The organism is Thermostichus sp. OS-CIW-30 (genome assembly GCF_054060215.1).
Genome location: NZ_JBSSCZ010000009.1, coordinates 78,401 through 99,957, shown reverse-complemented (window position 1 = coordinate 99,957; position 21,557 = coordinate 78,401). Strand labels below are relative to the sequence as shown.

Sequence of the window (21,557 nt, the reverse complement as noted above, 5' to 3'; positions counted from 1 at the left end):
CAGTAGGGCCTGGGTGTCCGAGCCATGTCTCCCTCGGTGCAGAGATTGAGATATGGGACGACGGCAACTCTTGCGCGGGATCCTAATCGGGTTGGGTCTTCTGGCCGCCATGGTGGTGTGGGTTGTCGTATGGCTGCTCACCCGCAGTCCGGTGGCTTTGTTGCTGGCCCACCCGGAACTGCCGCCAATTGTGGGTTTGGCCCCTCGCTCCGCACAAGCGCTGCTGGTGTTGGCTGTTCCCCTGGACGAGGTGCAAGCGTTTTGGCAAGCGGCAACTCCTGCCCCCCAGCGACGCGCTGCCCGTCAGCAGTGGCAAAAGTTTTTCTCCCCTGAAGGCCCAGGCTGGCTGGGATCCTTGCTGGCCGGGGGATCCCTTGATTTTGAGCGGGAGGTGCGGCCCTGGCTGGGGAGGAGTACCCTCTTGGCCAGTTTGCCGGAGTGGGGCACTTTGGTTGCCCTGGAAACGCGGGATGCGGCGCTCTCTCAGTTTGAGCTGAACCTGTTGTGGGAACGGCAGAGCTTGGCCGGGAGGCCGGTGCAGGTGGACACTTACAAGGGCATTCAGGTGGTGTCTAGCCCGATTCCGGGCCTGCAGGGTTTCTCGGCAGCCGTTTTCGGCGAGCAATACGTGTTGCTGGCGGAGCAGCCTGCTGCCATTCGGGCTGCAATCGATGCTTGGCAGTTGCCGCAGTTGTCTCTGGTGGCTCAGCCCTTGTTTCGGCGGGTGATCCAGCCGCTGCGGGAGGCACATGTGGGTTGGGCCTTCTGGCAGAATCCAGAGGCGGTTTCTCCAGACGGGCTGACGTTGCAGGCGGTAGGGCTGGGGTTGGGGGTGAACTTCCAGGGCTTGGTGGCCGAAAGTGCTGCCCTCTGGCATGCGCCCGCTGGCTTCTCCTTGCCGGCGGCAGAAGCCTTTCGCCCGCAGATCCTTCAACATCTGCCGGATGAGACCTTGGCGCTGATTTCCGGAGAGAATCTGGCCTCAGTTTGGCAGAGCCTGGGGCAGATCCAGCCCCTAAATCCCCTGGGATTGCGGGTGGATCCCGGCCAGTGGCTGCAGCGCTTGCAATCTCAGGTGGCGCTGGACTGGCAGCGTCTGTTGCCGGAACGGGGAGAGTTTGCCTTTGCCCTTTTGCCCGGCGACGGGGATCCAGCCTGGCTGTGGGTCGGTAAGCTGCCGGATGAGTCGGTCGCGACAGCGGGACGGAGTCCTTATTTCGACTTGGATGAGCGGGCACGCGCCCAAGGCTGGCAGGTAATCTCTCTGGCAACGAAGCGCGGCACCGCCACTGCCTGGGCCCAACCGACCACTCCTGCGGGGGAGACGGAGTCCTTGCCGTCAGAACCCCCGCCGGTGGCGACAGCGGGACGGAGTCCTTACCGCTCTATCCATCGACCGGAGATCCCTGTGTTGGCAGGCGAGCCGCTGGAAGTCAGTGGGAAAGGAGGATCCGCGTCATTGCAGGCGGCAGAGGCTCTCCCCCAGTCGCGTCAGCGGCGCGGAGCGCTAACGCTGCCAGGGATCCCGCTGCCGGCACAGGTGTATCATGCCGATCGCAAAGGCTATTCCTACCTGGCCTCTTCTTTGGGGGCTCTGGAGACGGCCCTCGCGGATCCCCCCTTGAGTGCAAATCGCGCCTGGCGCAAGTTGGTGGCTTCCCTGCCCCACCGCAATTTGGGCTATGGCTATGGATCCCTGGGGTTGCTCTTGGAAAGCGAGCTGCCCGACCCGGTCGCGTCAGCGGCGCGGAGCGCTAAGGGATCCCGCTGGTCATCCACGCGCTTTGCCTTCGCCACCACAGCCCTAGCGGTTTCTGAAGCTCCCTACCCCGATCGGGGCTGCCAGATTACCCAAATGGGCAAGCTGTTTTGGGAGTGGTATTGAGGGTCAGACTATCCAGGGATCCCGGCAGTTGGCGTGGATGTATTTGGCCAGGTAGACCTGGTTGCCTGTTTCATTCCACTCCACAAAGTCGAAGATTTGGGTGAGCAGCAGCATTCCTCGGCCCGACTCTTCGGTTTCCAAGATGTTATGTTGGCATCGGTGGAGCTTCTCTTGGGGACAAAAGCCGGGCCCTTGATCTCGCACCAGCCATTGGTAAAAGGGCTCCGAGCTGGCGTACTCGATGATCACCTTCTTGTTGGGGTCGAGGCCGTTGCCGTGGCGGACGGCATTGATGATTGCTTCCTGTAGGCCCAAACGTATTTCCGCTCTCCAGGCAGGAGGGACTTTTGAGATCAAGAGATCGAGGACAGGCTGCGTGTAGAGGGTGGAGGGAAAGCTGATAACGCTCCAGGAGCAGTGGGCGGGTTTGAGGGAAAGGGCAATCACGGAGGCAGTCTTCCCTGGGGCACGGCACTCTGACCCCATTCTAGCAATCCCATCGGGGTCAACCCCAGCAGAGGTGCGGCAGGAGCTCGGCAAGGGGACTTTTGCCGTACCATCTTGAGTGGTAAGTCTCTTCGCGGTTTTATGGCGATCAAGGTTGGAAATAAGGTCAAAGTTCGCTCTGTCCAGGATCGCGGACAAGAAAACCTCAGCGCTCTGGTGGGCAAAGAGGCTGTGGTGCTGGCACGGCGTGTGGTCGATGGCAGCGGTGTCGGCTACATTCTGGAGTTTCCCGATCGCTCTCGACATTGGTTTTTCGAGAGTGAACTGGAGGTGCTCTAAGCCCCTGTCTGTGTTCTGTTGTCTAGAGGGTCGGTTGGTGGCTTCTCCTCCTCATTTGACTCGCCGTTTGCTGGCCCGCCAGATGGCCGCGCAGGTGGATGGCCTGACCGTGGAAATGGCTGCTGCTGCTCTGGAGGCTATGCTGGACAGCATTAGCCAATGCCTGGCCCAGGGGGGATCCGTGCGGCTGGCTCGCTTTGGCACGTTCTCGCTGCGCCATCGTCCCGCCCGGCAAACCTATCATCCGCGCACCAAGGCCCCTGTTCACATCCCGGCTGCCGATGTGCCTCATTTTGTTCCCAGCCCTGAGCTGGGGCGTCCAGCTGGGGTTCGGGTGTCCAAGTCTGAGTCCGCGGGATCCGTGTAGGGTAGCTGCAGAATGACTGTACTGCTGTGGTTTCGCACCGACTTGCGCCTGCTGGATCACCAGCCGCTGACGCGGGCCTGCCAACAGGGATCCCCTTTGATCCCCTTGTATTGCTTGGATCCCCGCCAGTTCGGCGAGACTTCCCTTGGGCTCCGCCCCAGAACCAGCCCTTTCCGCGGTCAGTTTTTGCTGGAGAGTTTGGCAGATCTGCGGCAGCAGTTGCGGTCGCGCGGCTCGGATTTGGTGATCCGCCAGGGACAGCCAGAACAGGTGATCCCCACCTTGGCACAGGAGTGGGGGGTCGAGGCGGTCTATGCCCATGAAGAGGTGGGCACCGAGGAGAAGGAGGTGGCGGCTGCTGTTGAGCGGGCTTTGCGGTCTCTGGGGATCCGGCTGCAGGTCGATTGGGGCCATACCCTCTATCACCCTGAGGATCTCCCCTTTTGTCTCTCGCAACTGCCGGAGCTGTTCACCCGCTTTCGAAAGCAAGTCGAGGGAAGCACCCCCATCCGGGATCCCTTGCCCATTCCCTCGATCCCCCCCCTGCCATCGGGTTTGGATCCCGGCCCTCTGCCCACCCTGGCCTCGCTGGGGCTATCTTCACCTGCTAGGGATCCACGGGCCCGCTTCACCTACACCGGCGGCAGCACTGCTGCCCATGCCCGCCTGCAAACCTACTTTTGGGATCTGGATCGGCTGCGCATCTACAAAGAAACCCGCAACGGCATGTTGGATCCCGACGATAGCTCCCGGCTTTCTGCTTGGTTGGCCCTGGGCTGCATCTCCCCTCGCACCGTCTATGCCGAGGTCAAGCGTTACGAGCAGGAGCGGGTGCGCAATGAGTCCACCTACTGGCTGGTGTTTGAGCTGCTGTGGCGGGATTATTTTCGCTTTATCTTGGCCAAGCACGGCGCCAAACTGTTCCGTCCTTCTGGGATCCAAGGGATCCCCATCCCTTGGCAGCAGGATTGGCCGCGCTTTCAGGCTTGGTGTCGGGGTGAGACGGGCTACCCCTTGGTGGATGCCAACATGCGGGAGCTGGCGGCTACCGGATTTATGTCCAACCGGGGACGGCAGAATGTGGCCAGCTTTTTGACCAAGAACCTGGGCATCGACTGGCGCATGGGCGCTGAGTGGTTTGAGTCGTTGCTCATCGACTACGACGTGGCCAGCAACTACGGCAATTGGAACTACACCGCCGGCGTAGGGAATGATGCCCGTGGCTTCCGCTACTTCCACATCCCCAAACAATCTCGCGAGTACGATCCCAAAGGAGACTATCTGCGCCACTGGTTGCCGGAATTGGCCGGGATCCCGGGGGATAAAATCCACGAGCCCTATCGCCTCACTGCTGCCGAGCAGAAGCAATTTGGAGTCCGATTGGGGGTGGACTACCCTCGCCCACTGGTGGATTTGGAGAAGTCTCTCGCGGCCAACCGACGGGTTTACGAAGCTGCCCTGGCCTGCCGATAGGCATTGCCTTGTCTGGGGCTTCTTCCCGAGAGGGGGCTGAGGGGATTTTCTGAGGCGCAGTTCCGGACCAAGAGTGCTATTCTAGTTAAGCACTATCCTGGCTCAGTAGCTCAGCGGTAGAGCAGGGGACTCATAAGCCCTTGGTCGCGTGTTCAAATCACGCCTGAGCCATCCACGTCAAACTTTCTTTTTTCAGAGGCTTCCCGGCCTGGCGGATACCCTAACTGGCTTGCAGCAGAGGGTTGGCGTAAAGTTATGGGTGGAACCTACTTCGGTTTGGGATCCCTGTCTTCACATCGGTTCTACAAATGGCCGTTCCCGATTATCAGAGCTTGATGTTGCCACTTCTCCAGTTTGCAGCACGTAAAGAAACCGAAATATCAACCAGCGAAGCTGTTGAAGTTCTGGCAAAGGAACTGGGCCTCACAGAGGACGATCTCAGGGAGATGCTGCCGAGCGGTGTACAGCCAACCTTTGTCAATCGCGTCGGCTGGGCTGCAACTTATATGAAAAAGGCAGGGCTGCTGGAAACAACGCGCAGAGGATTCTACCAAATTACTGACCGCGGAAGAGATCTTCTTGAAAAACAGCCCAAAACCATCAATGTAGAGTTACTCAGGCAATATCCTGAATTCCGAGAATTTGAGGGGCCCAAAGACACAAGAAGCAGCAACAAGGCAAGCAAACAAAAAGCTTTATCAGAGACTTCGGCAGCGACACCATTAGAACAGTTAGAAGCTGCATATGAAAGTCTCCGTGACAAACTGGCTGATGAACTGCTTGCCAAGCTAAAGAAAGTATCGCCCGCCTTCTTCGAAAAGGTTGTTGTGGAGCTGCTGGTTAAAATGGGCTACGGAGGCTCACGGGCAGATGCAGGCAAAGCAATTGGCAAGAGTGGCGATGGTGGAATTGATGGGATCATCAAAGAGGACAAACTCGGTCTTGATGTTGTGTATATTCAGGCAAAGCGTTGGGATAGCAATCCGGTAGGTCGTCCTGATGTCATGCAGTTTGTGGGTGCTTTACAGGCTCAAAGAGCAAACAAGGGTATTTTTATCACTACCTCCAGGTTTACTGAAGACGCTAGCAGCTACGTTTCGCAGATCGGCAGTAAGATTGTTTTGATTGACGGCGAACAACTAACAAATCTAATGATTGAGCACGACGTTGGCGTATCTACAGTTTCATTGTATCCGGTAAAGAAGATTGATAGTGATTATTTTGAAGAGAGCATCTAACATCGGAGTGAGAAAATTGAGCTGCTAGGGCCAGCAGAGTTAACACAAGGAGCAAAGCTAGCAAAGTTCATGTAGTGCCATCGCCTTCTTAAGTATGGGCATAAGTATCGAGGTCTAGCGTCACTGGGAATTCTCCTGTTCGGGGTAAAAGTCGGGATCCATCACCTGATCCAATGTGTAGGGGCACTGGGCAGGCAGATCGTCCAGAGATAGAGGCGTTTCTTTAGCCACCAGCAGTATGCCCTTTTGATAAGCTTTTTCTATTGCTTCAACCAGATAAGACTTAAGGCTGGGATTATCCGCAATTAACTCCTGGATTTCTTGCCGCTGTTCGATGATTGTGGCTGTCCAACTTTTGCTTCGTTGTTGAGGCTGAAACTGCCACTTTAGCAGATGGCCCACCAGGATCCCTAGCCGATTCACCAATTCGCGGCGTTCTTGCCTGCCCAAAGCCTCAATCTCCTCCACCAAGTTGGGAATATCCAATCGATCCCATTGCCCCGATCTCAGCAGCGCGGCTTGTTCTTGTGTCCAGGCATAAAAGTCGCAGTTGTAAAGCGCCATAATCCATTCCTAGCAGGACACTGGCCAAAGATAAGTCAATCCTACCGGTTCCAGCCGTTGAGCTTCGACCTCATAAGTTTATCGAGTCCTCAAACTCTGTAGCTACAAAGCCTCGGATCTGTGGCAGCGTTGGATCCCAATGGGGCCTGACCCTGAACAATATGAGGTTTCAACAGGTCTGGAGCGCTTGATCACGGCCCAGGATCCAGGCAATAAGGGGGGGATCCCTGTGGTCAAGATAATACCGGACGGTTTGGGTCAGGTCGATCTCCAAGATGCTGGTGATCGTCCTGTGCATGAGCTCCAGATGGATCCGGTCGTCCTAGGTAAGCAGAGCATACCTGCCATGGAGGCTGTTGTTGAGAGCGGCCAAGGCTGTTTGGGTGGCAGTAGCCATTCAAAGGGAGGCTTGAGGCAGGCATCCCACAGCAAGCGGAGTCGGGCCTCGGTGATGTGGAGAGGAGAATATGTTTTTGAAGGGATCCCTTTCAGCTCTCTCCCTCTGTTGTTTTCCGCGAGCGAGTTGAGGTCGCTTTCTTCGCGCCAGCGGATGCCGCAGATCTCTTGGATGATTTCTTCAGAGTAGGGGGCAACGCTGTAGGAGTTACGAAAAATACTTCCGATAGGGCATCCAGTTTTTTGCCTCGCGTAATTTTGCACCCAAGCTTGGTTATGGGGGTTAAGTCCTGCCACCAACTTCTATCCGCCTCTGCAATCCGGGCAGCTGCAATGGTTACATCGACTCCCTTGAGGGGACTGCTGGGTCGCTCGGCTAGGTATCTTAGCGCAGCCAAGATAGTCTCTCTCGATGTATTGGTCAAATTTACCTTCGGAACAATTTCTTTGGCGAGAATCTGGGCCTGCTTAACCTGCTCTGGATCAGGATCGACAACGATACACCATAGCCTCTCCAGCCCCGCCTCTCGAGCAACTGCATAGACAAAATGGTTACCAATGGCTTTGTACTGATAGTCGCCAGCCTCGACCACCAGCAGAGGAACCCAGTTGTGTCCTCCTGTCGCCCTTAGCTGATCTGCGGCTGCGGCAACAAGGAAGGAGGGAGCAGAAAACCCATCGGCGGGCGTAATGCTCTCAAGGGGTAAGTTAACCAACCTACCTAGATCTGAAAACTCACTCATCGATAAAGTACTCACGGGCAAGACTCTGGTAGTATTCTAAAACTCTCCTGTCCCTAAAGACGGCAGGAGTTCGATCAAAGCTTGCAGAGGATATCACTGCATAGTCAGGTATCCTAAAAATGCTTTTGTTTTCATTACCTTTCTTAAAATGCGGCCAGAAATATGGACGTAGATCTACACTTTTCTCCTGGTCGATAAGCTTACCTATCTCTTCGTTAGCTAGTTGAATAGTGTATTCACTTCCCGAAGAAACGCCGTTGAAAAAGATAGGCAAAGTCCTGGGGCCGCCATCCTGTCGTGACTTAGCAGTTTCTGGAACAAAGCTGGTGATTACTCTAGCAGCATTATTCAGGGAAGACAGATCGTCGGGGCGGGTAGGTATCAAAATAACATCGGCAGCAAAAACACCACTTTGGCTGAAGTAAAGCCATTGAGTTGGGCAGTCGATTAGGATGTAATCATACTCATTGCGAAGAGGGGCAATCAGATCTCGAAGGCGTCGGGTTCCCTTTTGGATATATGCTAGCGACTGGCTGTCGGTCAACGTCTCCAGCTCAGGGTCTCTTGGGATAATGTCGAAGATGGGAAGGGTAGTCTGCTTGCCTTTGAGTCTATATTTGAGTCTATATGTTTGGACAATGGCATGGATGTCTATTTTGGGATCCTTTAAACATTGCGTCAGTGTAATTTTTCCAGGAGTGGCTCCCAAACTTCTTGTCAGATCACCCTGAGAATCAAAGTCAACAACTAAGACCTTTTTTCCCTTGGTTTTTAGTGCTGCTGCAAGGTTAATGACCGTCGTTGTTTTGCCTACGCCCCCTTTATTGTTATACACGCATACAGTCAGAGCGCGTTCATAGTTTTCTATCTTGTCTCGCAAGTTACGCACTATGCTCTCAATGTTATCTGGATTAATGGAGAAGTTTGCTGTAGCAGGGTGGACGACTTTTCCATGCTTCCTCCAGATCTGGATGTTGTTTGCATTGGTGATAATTCCCCATTTTGCAGATTTGCAGTTCTCGCCGAGCAGGTAGCTTTCTATTTGACAAACTGCATCCCTATAGTAAGATCCTTCTTTGAGGTTGACTACTCTGGATTTTGCCTCCAAAAGCAAGTAGGGGTTCCTTTGGGAGTTAAAGAAAGTATCTTCAGGATCTTCGTTCTTTCTTGCGGCGAGGTCGACCTGGCCACAACCTGTCTCGAATTCATATCTAATTTCCAAGTCGTCAAAGCCAAGCGCCTGCAGGAGAGGAGAAGCAAAGTGTTGGACAACAACTCGCTCTACCCTCTCGGTGGGAGATATCCTCTCAAGCTTCTCTCGGAGAGAGCTAGCCGCAGTCATAGGAAAAAATAGGAAAAAATAAGGTGGACAATGCTAACCAAGCTAAAAGCTCGCCCTCAGCATAGCAGTTGCTTGGCTCGTTCTGCTAGTGCTTGGGCTGTCAGGCCGTTGTAGTCCATCAATTCGGCGGGGGTGGCGGTGGTTTCGCCGCGTTTCCAAGCGAAGAAATCCCGCGGGCCGGCATAGCGCAACATCAAGGGTTCGAGCATCAGGCTAGATCCGCCTGTTACGCCGATGAGGGCCTCGCCGGCAAACCAAGCGGCAAATTCTTGGTCGGACATGAATTCCCCATCTGGCTGAGCACAGGTGGACCAAGCCACGTCGCCGGGGCGATACAGACGGCGGGGGTTAATTACCGAGACGATCTTGCAGCCGATCCCTTGGGCTTGGAGCTGCTCAGCCGCCTCGAACACGGGCAGGAGAATCATATCCCCCACCACGGCAAAGACGACGGTGCGGGATCCAGGAAGTTCCTGAAGGACGGTGCAGCCTTGCTCTACTGCTTGGCGAGCTTGTTCTAGGGTGGTGCGGATGGGTAGGGGAGTTTTGCTGGCGATGATAGGGATCCCTTTGTTGCAGGTGGATAGGGCCCATTCGTAGGCAGCTTGGGCACAGTTGGCATCCGGCGGGAAGAGGGGAAAGATGTTGCCGTTGCGCATCATAGCTGCCAGGTAGGCTTCAATTTCCGGGCGTTGGTGGGTCCAGCCGTTGCGCCCCTGTTCCAAAGCGCCGGCAGTGAAGAGGGCAATGGCCGAGGGGGTGGGCCGGCGCAGCTCCGCCATGGCTTGGGTTACCGTCTGCCAGATGGGTAGGCCGTTGACGGCAAAGGACTCGTAGGAGCACCACAGGGAGCGTCCGCCGAAGAGGGCTAGGCCCGCCGTTAGCCCCGCGCAGGCATCTTCGCTCAGGGGTTCGTAGACCTGGCCTTGGGGCTGTTGGTTGTAGAGGGGATCCACCGTGGGGTGAATCACCTTGAGACCTTGGTTCACATTGGCAATGCCGGAAGCTTCGTTGCCGTCGGCATTGGCCACCAAAAAGTCGGGATCTTTCTGCCCCACCTGCACCACGAGGGATCCGATGGCCGTGGTGGAAACCTGCTTGTCCCCTAGGGGAAACTCCGTCAGGTTCAGGGATCCCAAAGGCGGCAAAGGCCGAACGAACTCTGTAACCGCCACCTTGGCGGCTGGCCCCCCGGCTGCCCGTTGGCAGTTTTGTCGCACCAGGGCCCAAGCTGCCGGATGTAAGGCCCGCGCCCGCAGAGCCGCCACAATGTCCGGGTGATCCAGAGTGTGGTGGCCGTAGAGGTTGTGGGACTTGGATCCCTTGGCATGTACCCCAGCCCCCTTCAGTTGTTTGAGGATGAAAACGGTCAGTTGTCCGCTCAGGGCTGATTGGATGGCTCGCTCCATTTCGATCAGCACCCTTTGGGCAAAGGCAAGGCGGGCTTCTAGGGAAAACTGAGTGCTATCGACATAGGGGCCGGGCTGCTGGGCATCGTCGAAGTCCTTGGCATCCACCAACACCACTTCCTCAAAGCCGTTGCCCCGCCAATACTCGGCCATCTGGGCGTTGCTGGCGGTGGAGATCATGCTGTGGTGCTCTTGGCTGTAGCCGTTCCAGACCAGCACCGGCAGGAAGTTGGTGCGCTGCGGGAAAGCCGTGTGGAAGTGAATCATGGAGCTCATCACATAGGGCTCCCCCAGGCCGCCATCCCCAATCGTGACCGGGAAGAGGCGATCTGGATAGAGCAGGGCTCCTGCCATGGCAAAGTGTTGTCCTTGCCCCAGCGGCCCAGCCGGTGCCAGCAGCCCGGGAATGTAGCCGGATAGGTGACCCAACAGCCCTTCCCGCTCTCGAAAACGGGCCCGTAGGTCGGAGACGGTGTGGATGCCCATCTCGGCCAGGGATCCATCCAAAAACATGGCCGCGTAAAAGCCCGGCGCGTGGTGCCCGACTTCGGTGGGGATGTTCTTCTGGCCCAGGTACACCAGAGCGGCATAGGCTTCTGCTTGGCTGGCAAATCCCCCTGGGTGGCCTGAGGCTTTGCTGGCGGTCATTTGCAGGGTGAGGTAGCGCAAGGCATCGGCATAGAGCAAGGTTTGGTAGGCGGCCATACGACTGCCGGGATCCCTCAGTTTCCCGGTGCCGGCATCCACTGCAGGGGCCTGGCCCAGGCGGTCAAATTCCGGCCAGGGATCCCCGAAGTACTGGATCCCTTCGCAAAAGGCGGGGACTTGGGCAGTTGCCTCCTGAGCCAGTGTCATCGGTTCAGCCTCACGCTTGTTGGGTTATTCACACTCACTGTAAACCCGATAACGCTTTTTGGATGTTCTGAGCAGAACTCGTCCAGCCGACGATGCCCCCTTGCGCCCGGATCATCTCCAGGGTGGCTTGCTTGAACTCTGGGAAGTAGCTGGCGGTGCAATCTTCCACCAGCAGGCACTCATAGCCGCGGTCATTGGCCTCGCGCATTGTGGTTTGCACGCAGACTTCTGTGGTTACCCCGGTGAACAGCAGGTGGGTGATGCCGCGCTTTTGCAAGATTGCTTGCAGCTCGGTGGCGTAGAAAGCCCCCTTGCCGGGTTTGGGAATGACGATCTCTCCCGCAAGCGGAGCAAGCTCAGGGATGATGGTGTTGCCCGGCTCTCCCCGAATCAAAATCCGCCCCATAGGGCCTTCGTCCCCAATGGTCAGGGATCCCTTGCCGCGTTTGCGCTTGCTGGGCGGGCAATCGGAGAGATCTGGCTGGTGACCCTCCAGGGTATGAATGACGGTTAAGCCCTTTTGACGAAAAAAGTCCAGCAGCCCCTTCAGGGTGGGCACAATGGATCCCAGTTGGGTGACATCGTTGCCCAGCATCTCCCCAAAGCCGCCTGGTTCCAGGAAATCTCGCTGCATATCGATGATCACCAGGGCCAACTGAGACAGGCTGGGAACTTCATACTCGTAGGGCAAGGCCGGGATCCGAAACATAGAGACCCCCAGTTGGGATCAATGCTGGGGCGGGGATCCTGCCTCGGCCAGGCCAATTTCCCTCAACCGCTGGGCCAAGTATTCTCCGCCAGTCAGGGAAGGGAACCGAGGGATCCCGCCGGTGCGGGCCACACAAGTCGGCAAGGGCGTGAGATCCACCTCTGGCCGCGGATGCACAAAGAAGGGAATGGAAAAGCGGCATTCTTGAGGGTTGTCGGGGTTGGTCACCCGATGGGTGGTGCTGCGCAACAGGCCATTGGTGAGGTTTTGCAGCATATCCCCAGCATCGACAATGATCTGACCAGGGAGGGCCGAAATGGGCAGCCAAGATCCATCTCGTTGCAGAAGCTCTAGACCTGGTGCGGTGGCTTCACACAAGAGCGTAATCAAGTTGATGTCTTCATGGGCTGCAGCTCGTAAACTCTGGGGAGGGGCTTCAGCAGGGATCGGCGGATAATGAATCACCCGCAAGAGATTGGCTCCTCCTTCCACCGCTTTGGGCAAGTATTCGGCAAGCTCCCCCAGATACAGAGAGACCGCCTGCAACAGGCCCTGGGCACAGGTTTCCAGTTGGGCGAACAGCTCTACCATCACCCTGCGAAATTGGGGCACCTCCCGAGGCCAGATGTTGGCAGGAAGGTGGGGATCCCCTTCGCGCCCGATGTGCCAAAACTCTTTCATGTCAGGATAGGGATGATCTTTAGCGTGTTCTTTGCCAAAGGGGGTGTACCCTCGTTGCCCCAGCAGCGCCGGATCCTCATAGGCTCTCTTGGTTGGCTCTGGCAAAAGAAAAACGGCTTCTGCGGCTTCATAGGCTTCCCGGATCAATTCCGGCGATAGGCCATGGTTAACCAAGGCAAAAAAGCCAATCTGTTGCAGGGCTTCCCCCACCTGGCGGACAAACTGCTCCCGCTCACCTGCCGTTCCTTTCTGAAAGGCGGCAAAATCGACAACCGGCAGAGTCTGGCGTTGGGGAGTGGTTGCCATGGCAGAAGTCGTCTCTGGTGGAAAGTCAACACTTTCTCAGGCAGCGGGCTTGGTACCCTATGCTATCCTTCCTAAGAAGCCAAGGGGAGAGTTCTGAATCGAAGACGGTCTGTTCGGGGTTCATCTACAATATCTATCTACAATATCTAGAGTCTAAAGCTGCTCAGCTACTTGCCTTCCCACAAGATGCAGGTAGAATCCTGCCGGACAGCCTCTGTCCCTTTTGTCTGGAGATTGCACCTTGTAGTGGCCTGTGCCCTTTTTGGAAGGCTGTGATAAAGTCGATAGAAGCAAAGCTATGGATTGATTTTGCCTTGAGAGCAGTCTGAGCCCTGGGTAGGCGGAATGGAGCGAGTTGTTCTGTTGTTGCACTGGGTTAACTGGATAAAGCAGGGCAGGCTACTTCTCTCTTTTTTAGCTGATTAAAGTTTTTGTAAAGTTACGGATACCTGTTGCTTGTCAACCATAACCGCGCCTAGAATTGCCGAGGACTGATGTTTTCGGAGATAGTTTGCAGACACTGTTGATGTTGCTTTCCTTTTGCCTACTCTCAATCTGTTGACCTTTCGAGACCGACTGCTCTATGACAGACACTCATCCCTGTGCCCCCTGTATTGTGAATACGGGAACTTTGGTGAACAAGCGGGATATTTACCGACTCCTATCCGATTTGGCCCGTGTTCGCTACTTCGATATCGTCGATGGCTCAGTGCGGAAGCAAGGGGAAGGCTGCGTGGTGGATGTTTTTCAGGATCCCACTGCTGCCACACTGGTGGTAAACCGTAGCCTCTACTTAAATGTGAACAGCTTTGACTATGCCTGTCTGCGGGATCCCGCTTCCGAAGAAGAGATGGCCAACCTGGGCAAGGAGCAGCCGGGCGTGGTTATCGACTTGGTTCAGGACGGACGTATTCTGCGCTTGGTTCCCCTGGTGGAGCCGCGTTCGGATCCCGAGGAGCTCTTGGGGGATAACCAGGCGTTGCGGGCAGCGGTGGATGTTTTGGCTGCGGGCTGGGGCATAGAAGAGGAAAACTCTTCCGACTCCTCAGATTGAGAGATCCTGACCTGAAAATATAGACCTCCAAACCCATCTCTTCCTGGCCTTGAAGTTGACCGGTGCGGTGTGACGCAAATCATGCTCGGGAGGATGGTTGCAGCCGGTATGATCCAACTGGGCCGTGAGGCTCTTTGCGTTTGGGGGTGGTGTGAAGGTTTTTTCGGGGCAGCGACAGCTTCTGGGGAAAGTATGGGGTCTGCGTCTGCTTGGATCCCTGGTGGCTGTGCTTCTGGTACTGGTGCTCAAGGCCTGCGGGGGAAGTGGTGGCTCCTCTTCTGTGAGTGTCATTCCCACTCCCATTCCAACCGTCATTCCCACTTCTACTCCAACTGTCGTTCTCACCCCTACTCCGACTGTCATTCCTGCCCCTTTGCCCTCGCCAACGACTGCCCCTGTTTCCCAGTTCACCATTGACGTTCGCTTTCCCGACAACAGTCTCACTCCTACCCAGCAGTCGATCATCCGCAATGCCGCTCTGCGCTGGCAACAGATCATCGTTGGTGACCAGCCGGATCTGCCCCCCACCACCATTCGGGCCGACGAATGCGATCGAGGGTTTCCCAGCACGCCACTCAATTTCCCCATCGACGATCTGTTGGTGGAGGTGCGGGCCAGAAATCTCGGCGACGAGCGAATTTTGGGGGGAGCTGCTCCCTGTTTTGTACGGGCCTCTAATGGTCTGCCTTTTTACTCCGTAGTTCTGTTCAACAGTCAAAATCTATCTGCCCTGGAAGAACGAGGGGATCTGCCCATTACCGCCCTGCACGAGTTGGGCCATGCCTTGGGCTTCTTGCCCATCGTCTGGGATCCCAAGGGGCTAACGGTGGGCTTGGTGGGACGGGATCAGCCTACGCCCCCTGGCTACGATCCCCGCTTTATCGGCCCTAGGGCAGTCAGCGCCTTCACTAGGCTGGGAGGAAACGCGCCCTCTGTGCCCTTGGAGAACCAGTTTGGGGAGGGATCCCGAGATTCCCATTGGCGGGAGAGCGTCTTGGGCCGCGAGCTGATGACCAGCCGCATCGACCGGGGGGTAGCCAACCCCTTAAGCATTCTCACCGTCGAAGCAATGGCAGATATCGGCTATGACGTGAACCCGGCAGCGGCGGATGGCTTTGCTTTGGGGCGCAGTAGAGGGATCCCTCAGCCTTTGGAACTGCAGGAGCTGGAGTTGATCCTGCCCCTACAGCAATTTGACGCCGAGGGCAGGCGGGTGGGGGATCCCTGAGAAAAAGAGCATATTTACTCATGGCCAAGATGCTGCTTCTTAACAATAATGAAGGTCAAGTTGTACAACTTCACAACTTCGACAATCTCTCACCTCATTTCTTTGCAATGAGCCATGGGTATCCTCAAGAAGCTTTTCGGCGGCCTGTTCTCCTTTTTCGGCATTCTCTTCGGCGGCTTGGTGGATTTTGTTACCGGGCCTTTTCGTTCTGCACCAGCTTCTCCCAGCTCTGCTCCTGCGGCTACAGCAACTGCTCCTGCCAACAAGCCCAAGGTGGTGGTGGAGAAGCCTTTTGTGCCCAATGAGATCTCGGCTCCGCGTCCTAACCGTCGCCCTGGCCCGGCTTTGGATGTGTTCCGGGCTATGGTTCAGGAGATCCCTTCGGCGCGGGCTTAGTCTGCCCATCTTCGGGAGCAGCTCGTAAGATGGAGGTGAAACGCTGGAGACTGCTCTCTATGTCCGATCTCTCTTTCTCAGAACAAGAACGGCTGAAACAGCTTGAGCGTGAACTGGAGCAGGCGGCTGCAGCCTCTCGGGAGTCGGGAACATCCGTTGCGTCTCGGGGGAAAAGTGCCGTTCGAGCTTGGATTGAGACTTGGGGGCGTCCACTGGTGACGGTCTTCGCCATTCTGGGCTGTATTCTTCTGGTTGGGCTGTTCTTCCGGGTTTTCGGCACTGTTCTCAGGTGGGCGGTGGTGGCGGGGTTGGGCTACCTGCTCTACGCCTGGGTGGTGGCACCGCGGCTGGGCCTTCCCACCGGAGCTAAGTCGAAGCCAGAGGACGGCGGTAGCGGTGCGGAGCACCATCTCGACAGCTTTTGATGCCTAGGGATCCCTGGCGAGCCTATGCTTACCTGGCGGCGGCCATCTTGGGCTGGGCTACGGCTGCCAGCGCTTTTAAGTTTGGGTTGCGGTACCTGTCGCCGACGGTTCTGCTGATTTTTTCGGCCTTTAGCTCTTGCCTGATCCTGGGGATCGTTTTGGTGGTTACAGGGCGGGCAGGGTTCCTCGGCAAGCAGAGGGGATCCCAAATCCGCCTGTCGGCCCTTCAGGGGCTGCTCAACCCCTTCGGCTACTATGGGGTGTTGTTCCAGGCTTATGACCGTCTGTCGGCTCAGGCGGCGATGGCTCTGAATTACACTTGGCCGCTGGTGCTGGCTCTTCTGGCGGTGCCGCTGCTGGGAGAGCGCTTCCGTTGGCGGCTGGTGTTGGCCTTGGGGGTGAGCCTGCTGGGGGTGGTGCTGGTGGCTACGGGGGGATCCTGGGGCACCTTGCAGGTGGAGGATCCCTGGGGGGTGCTGCTGGCGGTGGGCAGCTCTGGACTCTGGGCGCTCTATTGGCTACTCAATGTGCGGGATGGGCGAGATGCGGTGCTGAAGCTGTTTATGGGGTTTCTCTTCGGCAGCCTCTATGGCCTGCTACTGCTGCCGTTTCAGGAGGTCTCTTGGACAGTTGCGGGGCTGGGTTGGGCAGCTTACATTGGTCTGGCGGAGATGGGCTTAACTTTTGTGTTTTGGCTGCGGGCTTTGGAGTTGGCGGGCCACCGGGGATCCCTGGCCAACTGGGTGTATGTGACGCCCTTTTTGTCGTTGGGGTTGATTGCGGTGCTGTTGGGCGAGACGATTGCGCTGGGATCTGTGGTGGGCCTGGGCTTGATCTTGGCGAGTAACTTGTGGGGATCCCATAGGGAAAAGCCCCCCGCGGATCCTGTTCTGTCCTGAGGCGGTTGCGTTCGCGCCAGCGGGACGGAGTCCTATCGCGTTAGCGGGACGGAGTCCTATCGCGTTAGCGGTGCAGAGCACAATGAATCCCGTTCCTCTCTATGTGGCGGCAACAGCGCACGGGTTTGGGCACGTTACCCGTCTGGCGGCAGTGGTGAATGCTTTGCTGCGGCGGGATCCCCATGTTCTGCCCATCTTTGTTACGCCGGCTCCCCGCTGGCTCCTGGAGCGTTACGTGGAGGGGAAGTTTCTCCATCGGCCGCGGGCGTTGGATGTGGGGGTGGTGCAGCCGGATGGGCTGCAAGCGGATCTGCCGGCTACGTTGGCTGCCCTCAAGGCGTTTAAAGCCAGCGCTGCGGAGCTTGTTCGAGAAGAAGCGGATTTCATTCGAGCCCAGGGGGTGCCTTTGGTGTTGGCGGATGTGCCGCCCATTGCTGCGGCGATTGCCCAGGCTGCTGGGATCCCTTGCTGGATGGCCAGTAATTTTGGCTGGGATTTCATCTACCAAGAATACGGCCCGGAGTTTCAACCGTTTGTGGCCTGGATCCAGGAGCTCTATGGGCAATGTGACCTTCTGTTTCGCCTGCCCTTTAGCGAGAGCATGGTCGCGTCAGCGGTGCGGAGCACTAGCGCTTTTCCGCGTCAGCAGGAGGTGGGGCTGACGGGATCGGATCCCCGCTACCCACCAGAAGAGGTCGCCGCCCAGTTGGGGTTACACCCGGATCAACCCAGGGCTTTGTTCACCTTTGGCGGGCTGGGGGTGCAGGGGTTTCCTTACGAGCGGCTCCAAGATTTTCCCGACTGGCAGTTTCTCACCTTTGATCCGGAAGCTCCCCCCTTGCCCAACTTGCGGGTTTTGGATGGGCGGGTGTGGCGACCGGTGGATGTGATGCCCCTCTGCCGCTGGGTGGTGTCCAAGCCGGGCTATGGCACTTTGGCAGAGGCCCTGCGCAGCCGCACACCTATGGCCTGTGTTACCCGCTCTGGGTTTGCCGAGTCGCCGTTGCTGGTTGAGGGTCTGCAGCGCTACGGCTGGCATCGCATTCTCTCGCCAGAGGAGTTTTTTCAAGGATCCTGGGACTTTTTGCGGGATCCCGCCCACCCACCCCAGAGGCCGGATGGATTGGATCTGCAGGGGAATGAAACCCTGGCTGCTGCCTTAGAGGCATTCCTGCGGGGAAGGGATGCCGGGTAGCATAAAGGGCAGCTTCCTGCAGCGGATCCCATGGCCAGCAGCTCGACAGAATCTCTGCGGCAACTGTACGAAGAACTGCCCTACCCCAATGTTTCCATTGAGGCCTCGGGCCGCAACGCCATTGACGGGTTGTACCGCCTAAGTTTGACCACCGCCCAATACGCCCGCACCCGCGCCATTGTGCCCAGCGAAGGCGCTCTCATTTTGAATGCTGGCTGCGGCTCTGGCTGGGAAACGTTGATCCTGGCGGAGGCCAATCCAGGGGCGCGGCTGGTGGTGTGCGACCTGTCAGCAGAGTCGGTACGGGTGACGGAGCGACGCTTGCGCTACCACGGTTTTGGAGAGGTGGAGTTGTATGTTCTCGACCTGTTGGATATCGAACAGTTGGGGTTGGAATTTGACTTCATCAGCCTCAACGATGTGCTCTATCTGCTGGACGATCCGGTGGCGGGGCTAAAAGCCCTCAAGCGGGTTCTCAAACCTGACGGGATCCTGCGGGCCAACCTACATCACGCCTACCAGCGGGAGGTCATCTTCCGCATGCAAGAGGCGTTTCGGCTGCTGGGGCTATTTGATCTGCCCACCCCTGAAGCCTGTCAGCGGGTGCGGGAATTCATGGCCAGTTTGGCCTCGGACGAAATGCGGGCAGCCCTGCGCTGGAACCCTGAGATCTACAAAGACGACACCAACATCCGGGCCAACTACCTCTTGCCAGGAGACAAGGGCTTCCTGATCCCCGACCTGATGCGCATGCTCGCAGACGCCGATCTGGGCCTTGTCTGCTTGGTGGACTATGCCGACTGGGATCCGGCGCTTTTGTTCAAGGAGAGGGCCATGCCCCCCTGGTTGCAAGCTGAGCTGGACAAACTCTCGCCTGCCGACCAGAATCACTTTTATGAGCTGATCTACCCCAACCATCGCCTCATTGACTTTTGGGCGGAACACCCCGGCTCTTCCTTGGTCTTGCCCTGGAGCGACGCCGATTGGCTGGGGGGCAGAGTGCAGCTCAACCCCATCCTGGCCGACAACGTCGAATTTCGCCAAAGCTTCGCCAAAGCCTACGAGAAGAAGCTGGAGTTTGCCATGAATTGGCCGGGATCCAGCTATGGGCGCCTGACCATCTCAGCCCCTCAGATGGCTTGGTTGGGATCCCTGTTGCAGGGGCCAACGCCGGTGAAGGCCATGATTGAGCAGGCAGCTCAGGTCAACACGTTAGAGCCGGAAGCGGCCCAGGAGGAGGTGCTCACCTACCTGGCAGGGCTGGAGTCGTTTTTGTTTGTGATGTTGGATCCTGCACCCGTTCCAGGAGAAGGAGTTTTTCCAATCGCTTGAGATCCCCGAGCCTTTCTCCCAAGGGTAGAGGGAAGCCAATGGGCCGGTTCACGGCAACTTGGAACGACTATTGAGGGATTGAGGCTCTGCCGGGCTGCAAGAACGGTCTTGGGCAGATGTCAGATGGGAAGAGATCCCTCTCTAGCGATCCACCAGGCGCAGCTCGAAGGTGAGGATGTTGGCGGCCAAAATCTCCAAAGCCCCGCCCTCGATAAGGTCGCGAGTGAGGGCAGCTCCGGAGCCACTTTGTTGGATCAATTCGCGGCTGCGGCGCACCGTCTCTTGTCGCTGGGGATCATCCACAACCACCTGCCGCTGATTGGACAGGCTGAGGCGATAGAAATTGGGCAAATCTCCCCGGGTGGCATCAATGGCCAGATTGGTCTCTTCGGGGGCCACACGGAAGGGGGCGCGAGCGGTGAGCAGAGCCACCTGAATATCTTGATCCCGCCCATCGAGACCCTGCAGCTCGGAGATATCGATCTGGAAATTGAGGGTATCGCGGTCACGGGTAAGGCGATTAACCCGTACCTGGTTAAAGCCAACGGCAAACTCTCGTTCCGGCTCTCCAAACCGCTGGATGGTGGCTTGCAAGACCGACTCTTCGTTGAGGGGGGTAACCCGAATGAGGTAATCCCAGTCCCGCACAAAGGTGTACTCGTTGAGCCCCACACGGACGTTGGGATCCACCAAGTTGGCGGTAGGGCCAGGGCTGCCGGCCCGGCTGAGAGCTACCATGTACCAGTAGTTGGGGCTGATGGGCAAACCCAGGGTCATGCGTACTTCCAGCACTGGCCGCGCCCAAGCGGCAACAGCCGTGAGAGCCGTTATGGCCATGGCTCCCAAGCAACTCCACAGCCAGCGCTGAGGAGGAAAATTAAGCTGCGGCGGGCAAGAGCAAGTGATGGCTGGGGTTCTCATTCAAGCCTCTTCAACTCTCCGGCAGGTGGCGGCAGCCTGAACTCCTTTCCTGCTCACTCTGGAACAGTCTAGCCAGGAATGGCGTGCCCTCAACAGGGGATCCCAAGGGTCGGCGGCGGAGCGCCAGCAGAAGTTTTCGTTAAGCAGTGATGATTCGGTGTGGAGGATGGCTATGCGCATTGCTCAGATTGCCCCTTTGCATGAGAGTGTGCCCCCCAAGCTCTACGGCGGCACCGAGCGAGTTGTGTCTTGGCTCACCGAAGAGCTGGTGCGGCGGGGGCATGAGGTGACGTTGTTTGCCAGCGGCGACTCCCAAACCCAAGCTCGCCTCATCCCCTTTCGGGAGCGGGCTTTGCGTTTGGATCCCACGGCCATCGACACAGTGGCTCCTCATATTTTGATGGTGGAGAAAGCCTTTCAGATGGCCGACGAGTTTGACATTATCCACGGCCACATCGACTACTATCCCTATGCCCTGGCCCGTCGCCACCCGCAGGTTTCTTTTTTGGCCACCCTACACGGGCGACTGGACATTCCGGAGCTGCAGCCCCTCTACACCGAGTTTCAGGACATTCCGGTGGTCTCCATCTCCAACGCCCAGCGGCTGCCGCTGCCCCAGGCCCGCTGGGTGGGGACGGTCTACCACGGCTTGCCCCTGGATCTCCACCGTTTCTATCCAGAAAAGGGGGACTACCTGGCCTTTTTGGGCCGGGTCTCCCCGGAAAAAGGGCTGGACACGGCTATTGAAATTGCGGCGCGGGCAGGGATGCCGCTGAAGGCTGCTATCAAGATCGATGCGGTGGATCGCCAGTACTACGAGTTAGAAATTAAGCCTTTGGCCAGTCGCCACCCCAATGTGGAGATCATAGGGGAAATCACCGACCAAGAGAAAAGCGAGTTTTTGGGCAAGGCCTATGCGGTGCTGTTTCCCATCCGCTGGCCGGAGCCCTTTGGGCTGGTGATGATTGAAGCGATGGCCTGTGGCACGCCGGTAATTGCCACCCGTTTTGGCTCAGTACCCGAGGTAATGGCCGACAGGCGCTCCGGCTTTATTGTCGACTCGGTGGAGGAAGCAGTGGAGGCTGTGGAGAAGGTGGGATCCCTGAGCCGAGCCGGGGTGCGGCAGGTGTTTGAGGAGCGGTTCAGCGTGGAAAGAATGGTGTCGGACTACGAGGCTCTCTACCGCCAACTGGTGAACGAGCGGCAGGAGATGTCGCGAAGAAGGCAGCTTAATAAGGCTTAGATGGGCCAAGTAGCAGCTAGGGCTGCTGGGCTGCATCGGGGGGCCCCTGCTTCTTCGCCTTCTTTGAGTGGACCGATAGCAGTAAGCTGTTCGCGTAGGAGACCGGCTGG

The 21,557-nt window shown here is 57.4% G+C and carries 21 protein-coding genes and 1 tRNA gene; 14 read left to right on the top strand and 8 right to left on the bottom strand.

Annotated features, from left to right (window positions below; genetic code table 11):
* Nucleotides 1-52: 52 nt before the first annotated feature.
* A complete protein-coding gene (locus ACVWZF_RS05575; protein WP_011432444.1) occupies nt 53-1,885 on the top strand; it encodes a DUF3352 domain-containing protein in 1,833 nt (610 codons plus the stop codon).
* Nucleotides 1,886-1,888: 3 nt separating this feature from the next.
* On the opposite strand, the gene ACVWZF_RS05570 is transcribed toward ACVWZF_RS05575, so the two are convergent.
* Nucleotides 1,889-2,332: an ATP-binding protein gene (locus ACVWZF_RS05570; RefSeq protein ID WP_011432443.1), complete on the bottom strand. Its 444-nt coding sequence runs from the start codon at nt 2,330-2,332 to the stop codon at nt 1,889-1,891.
* Between the two features lie 141 nt (nt 2,333-2,473).
* Between ACVWZF_RS05570 and petP the strand changes: the two genes are divergently transcribed.
* The 5 genes from petP to ACVWZF_RS05545 all read left to right on the top strand — a co-directional run bounded on the left by petP (nt 2,474) and on the right by ACVWZF_RS05545 (nt 5,749).
* Nucleotides 2,474-2,671, top strand: coding sequence for a cytochrome b6f subunit PetP (gene petP, locus ACVWZF_RS05565; RefSeq protein ID WP_041436278.1), 198 nt, complete (start codon nt 2,474-2,476; stop codon nt 2,669-2,671).
* 37 nt (nt 2,672-2,708) lie between these two features.
* A complete protein-coding gene (locus ACVWZF_RS05560; RefSeq protein WP_238376891.1) occupies nt 2,709-3,038 on the top strand; it encodes an HU family DNA-binding protein in 330 nt (109 codons plus the stop codon).
* Between the two features lie 12 nt (nt 3,039-3,050).
* Nucleotides 3,051-4,511, top strand: a complete 1,461-nt coding sequence (locus ACVWZF_RS05555; protein ID WP_011432441.1) for a DASH family cryptochrome — start codon at nt 3,051-3,053, stop codon at nt 4,509-4,511.
* A 99-nt stretch (nt 4,512-4,610) separates the two neighbouring features.
* Nucleotides 4,611-4,682 (top strand) — tRNA-Met (locus ACVWZF_RS05550).
* Nucleotides 4,683-4,819: 137 nt separating this feature from the next.
* Complete coding sequence (locus ACVWZF_RS05545) at nt 4,820-5,749, top strand: restriction endonuclease (RefSeq protein WP_011432440.1); 930 nt, start codon at nt 4,820-4,822, stop codon at nt 5,747-5,749.
* Nucleotides 5,750-5,869: 120 nt separating this feature from the next.
* Here the strand turns inward: ACVWZF_RS05545 and ACVWZF_RS05540 are convergent, their stop codons facing one another.
* The 6 genes from ACVWZF_RS05540 to ACVWZF_RS05515 all read right to left on the bottom strand — a co-directional run bounded on the left by ACVWZF_RS05540 (nt 5,870) and on the right by ACVWZF_RS05515 (nt 12,754).
* Entirely contained in the window at nt 5,870-6,313 is a 444-nt protein-coding gene (locus ACVWZF_RS05540; protein ID WP_011432439.1) for a DUF29 domain-containing protein, read from the bottom strand.
* 488 nt (nt 6,314-6,801) lie between these two features.
* Nucleotides 6,802-7,452 (bottom strand): ParB N-terminal domain-containing protein, encoded by a 651-nt coding sequence (locus ACVWZF_RS05535; protein WP_041436276.1) that lies wholly within the window; start codon nt 7,450-7,452, stop codon nt 6,802-6,804.
* Nucleotides 7,445-8,794 (bottom strand): AAA family ATPase, encoded by a 1,350-nt coding sequence (locus ACVWZF_RS05530; RefSeq protein WP_011432438.1) that lies wholly within the window; start codon nt 8,792-8,794, stop codon nt 7,445-7,447. The genes ACVWZF_RS05535 and ACVWZF_RS05530 overlap by 8 nt, the downstream gene beginning before the upstream one ends.
* Nucleotides 8,795-8,850: 56 nt before the next feature.
* Nucleotides 8,851-11,058 carry a phosphoketolase family protein gene (locus ACVWZF_RS05525; RefSeq protein WP_011432437.1) on the bottom strand — a complete coding sequence of 736 codons (2,208 nt, stop codon included), beginning with the start codon at nt 11,056-11,058 and terminating at the stop codon, nt 8,851-8,853.
* 34 nt (nt 11,059-11,092) lie between these two features.
* Nucleotides 11,093-11,767, bottom strand: a complete 675-nt coding sequence (locus ACVWZF_RS05520; RefSeq protein ID WP_011432436.1) for a cysteine hydrolase family protein — start codon at nt 11,765-11,767, stop codon at nt 11,093-11,095.
* A gap of 18 nt (nt 11,768-11,785) precedes the next feature.
* Nucleotides 11,786-12,754 carry an isopenicillin N synthase family dioxygenase gene (locus ACVWZF_RS05515; protein WP_011432435.1) on the bottom strand — a complete coding sequence of 323 codons (969 nt, stop codon included), beginning with the start codon at nt 12,752-12,754 and terminating at the stop codon, nt 11,786-11,788.
* Nucleotides 12,755-13,337: 583 nt separating this feature from the next.
* On the opposite strand from ACVWZF_RS05515, the gene ACVWZF_RS05510 reads away from it, so the two are divergent.
* The 7 genes from ACVWZF_RS05510 to ACVWZF_RS05480 all read left to right on the top strand — a co-directional run bounded on the left by ACVWZF_RS05510 (nt 13,338) and on the right by ACVWZF_RS05480 (nt 19,283).
* Nucleotides 13,338-13,808, top strand: coding sequence for a hypothetical protein (locus ACVWZF_RS05510; RefSeq protein ID WP_011432434.1), 471 nt, complete (start codon nt 13,338-13,340; stop codon nt 13,806-13,808).
* A gap of 151 nt (nt 13,809-13,959) precedes the next feature.
* The gene (locus ACVWZF_RS05505; protein WP_457411053.1) at nt 13,960-15,036 is read left to right on the top strand and encodes a leishmanolysin-related zinc metalloendopeptidase; all 1,077 of its coding nucleotides are present in this window, start codon (nt 13,960-13,962) and stop codon (nt 15,034-15,036) included.
* 114 nt (nt 15,037-15,150) lie between these two features.
* The gene (locus ACVWZF_RS05500; protein ID WP_011432432.1) at nt 15,151-15,432 is read left to right on the top strand and encodes a hypothetical protein; all 282 of its coding nucleotides are present in this window, start codon (nt 15,151-15,153) and stop codon (nt 15,430-15,432) included.
* A gap of 59 nt (nt 15,433-15,491) precedes the next feature.
* Entirely contained in the window at nt 15,492-15,857 is a 366-nt protein-coding gene (locus ACVWZF_RS05495; protein WP_011432431.1) for a hypothetical protein, read from the top strand.
* Nucleotides 15,857-16,756, top strand: a complete 900-nt coding sequence (locus ACVWZF_RS05490) for a DMT family transporter (protein ID WP_011432430.1) — start codon at nt 15,857-15,859, stop codon at nt 16,754-16,756. The genes ACVWZF_RS05495 and ACVWZF_RS05490 overlap by 1 nt, the downstream gene beginning before the upstream one ends.
* A gap of 82 nt (nt 16,757-16,838) precedes the next feature.
* The gene (locus tag ACVWZF_RS05485) at nt 16,839-17,951 is read left to right on the top strand and encodes a glycosyl transferase (protein ID WP_457411052.1); all 1,113 of its coding nucleotides are present in this window, start codon (nt 16,839-16,841) and stop codon (nt 17,949-17,951) included.
* A 30-nt stretch (nt 17,952-17,981) separates the two neighbouring features.
* On the top strand, nt 17,982-19,283 hold the full coding sequence (locus ACVWZF_RS05480; protein WP_011432428.1) for a class I SAM-dependent methyltransferase: 1,302 nt from the start codon (nt 17,982-17,984) through the stop codon (nt 19,281-19,283).
* A gap of 141 nt (nt 19,284-19,424) precedes the next feature.
* On the opposite strand, the gene ACVWZF_RS05475 is transcribed toward ACVWZF_RS05480, so the two are convergent.
* Nucleotides 19,425-20,120, bottom strand: coding sequence for a hypothetical protein (locus tag ACVWZF_RS05475; protein ID WP_041436270.1), 696 nt, complete (start codon nt 20,118-20,120; stop codon nt 19,425-19,427).
* Nucleotides 20,121-20,376: 256 nt separating this feature from the next.
* Here ACVWZF_RS05475 and ACVWZF_RS05470 point away from each other — a divergent pair, with 256 nt between their 5' ends.
* Complete coding sequence (locus ACVWZF_RS05470) at nt 20,377-21,447, top strand: glycosyltransferase family 4 protein (protein WP_011432426.1); 1,071 nt, start codon at nt 20,377-20,379, stop codon at nt 21,445-21,447.
* Nucleotides 21,448-21,557: the final 110 nt, after the last annotated feature.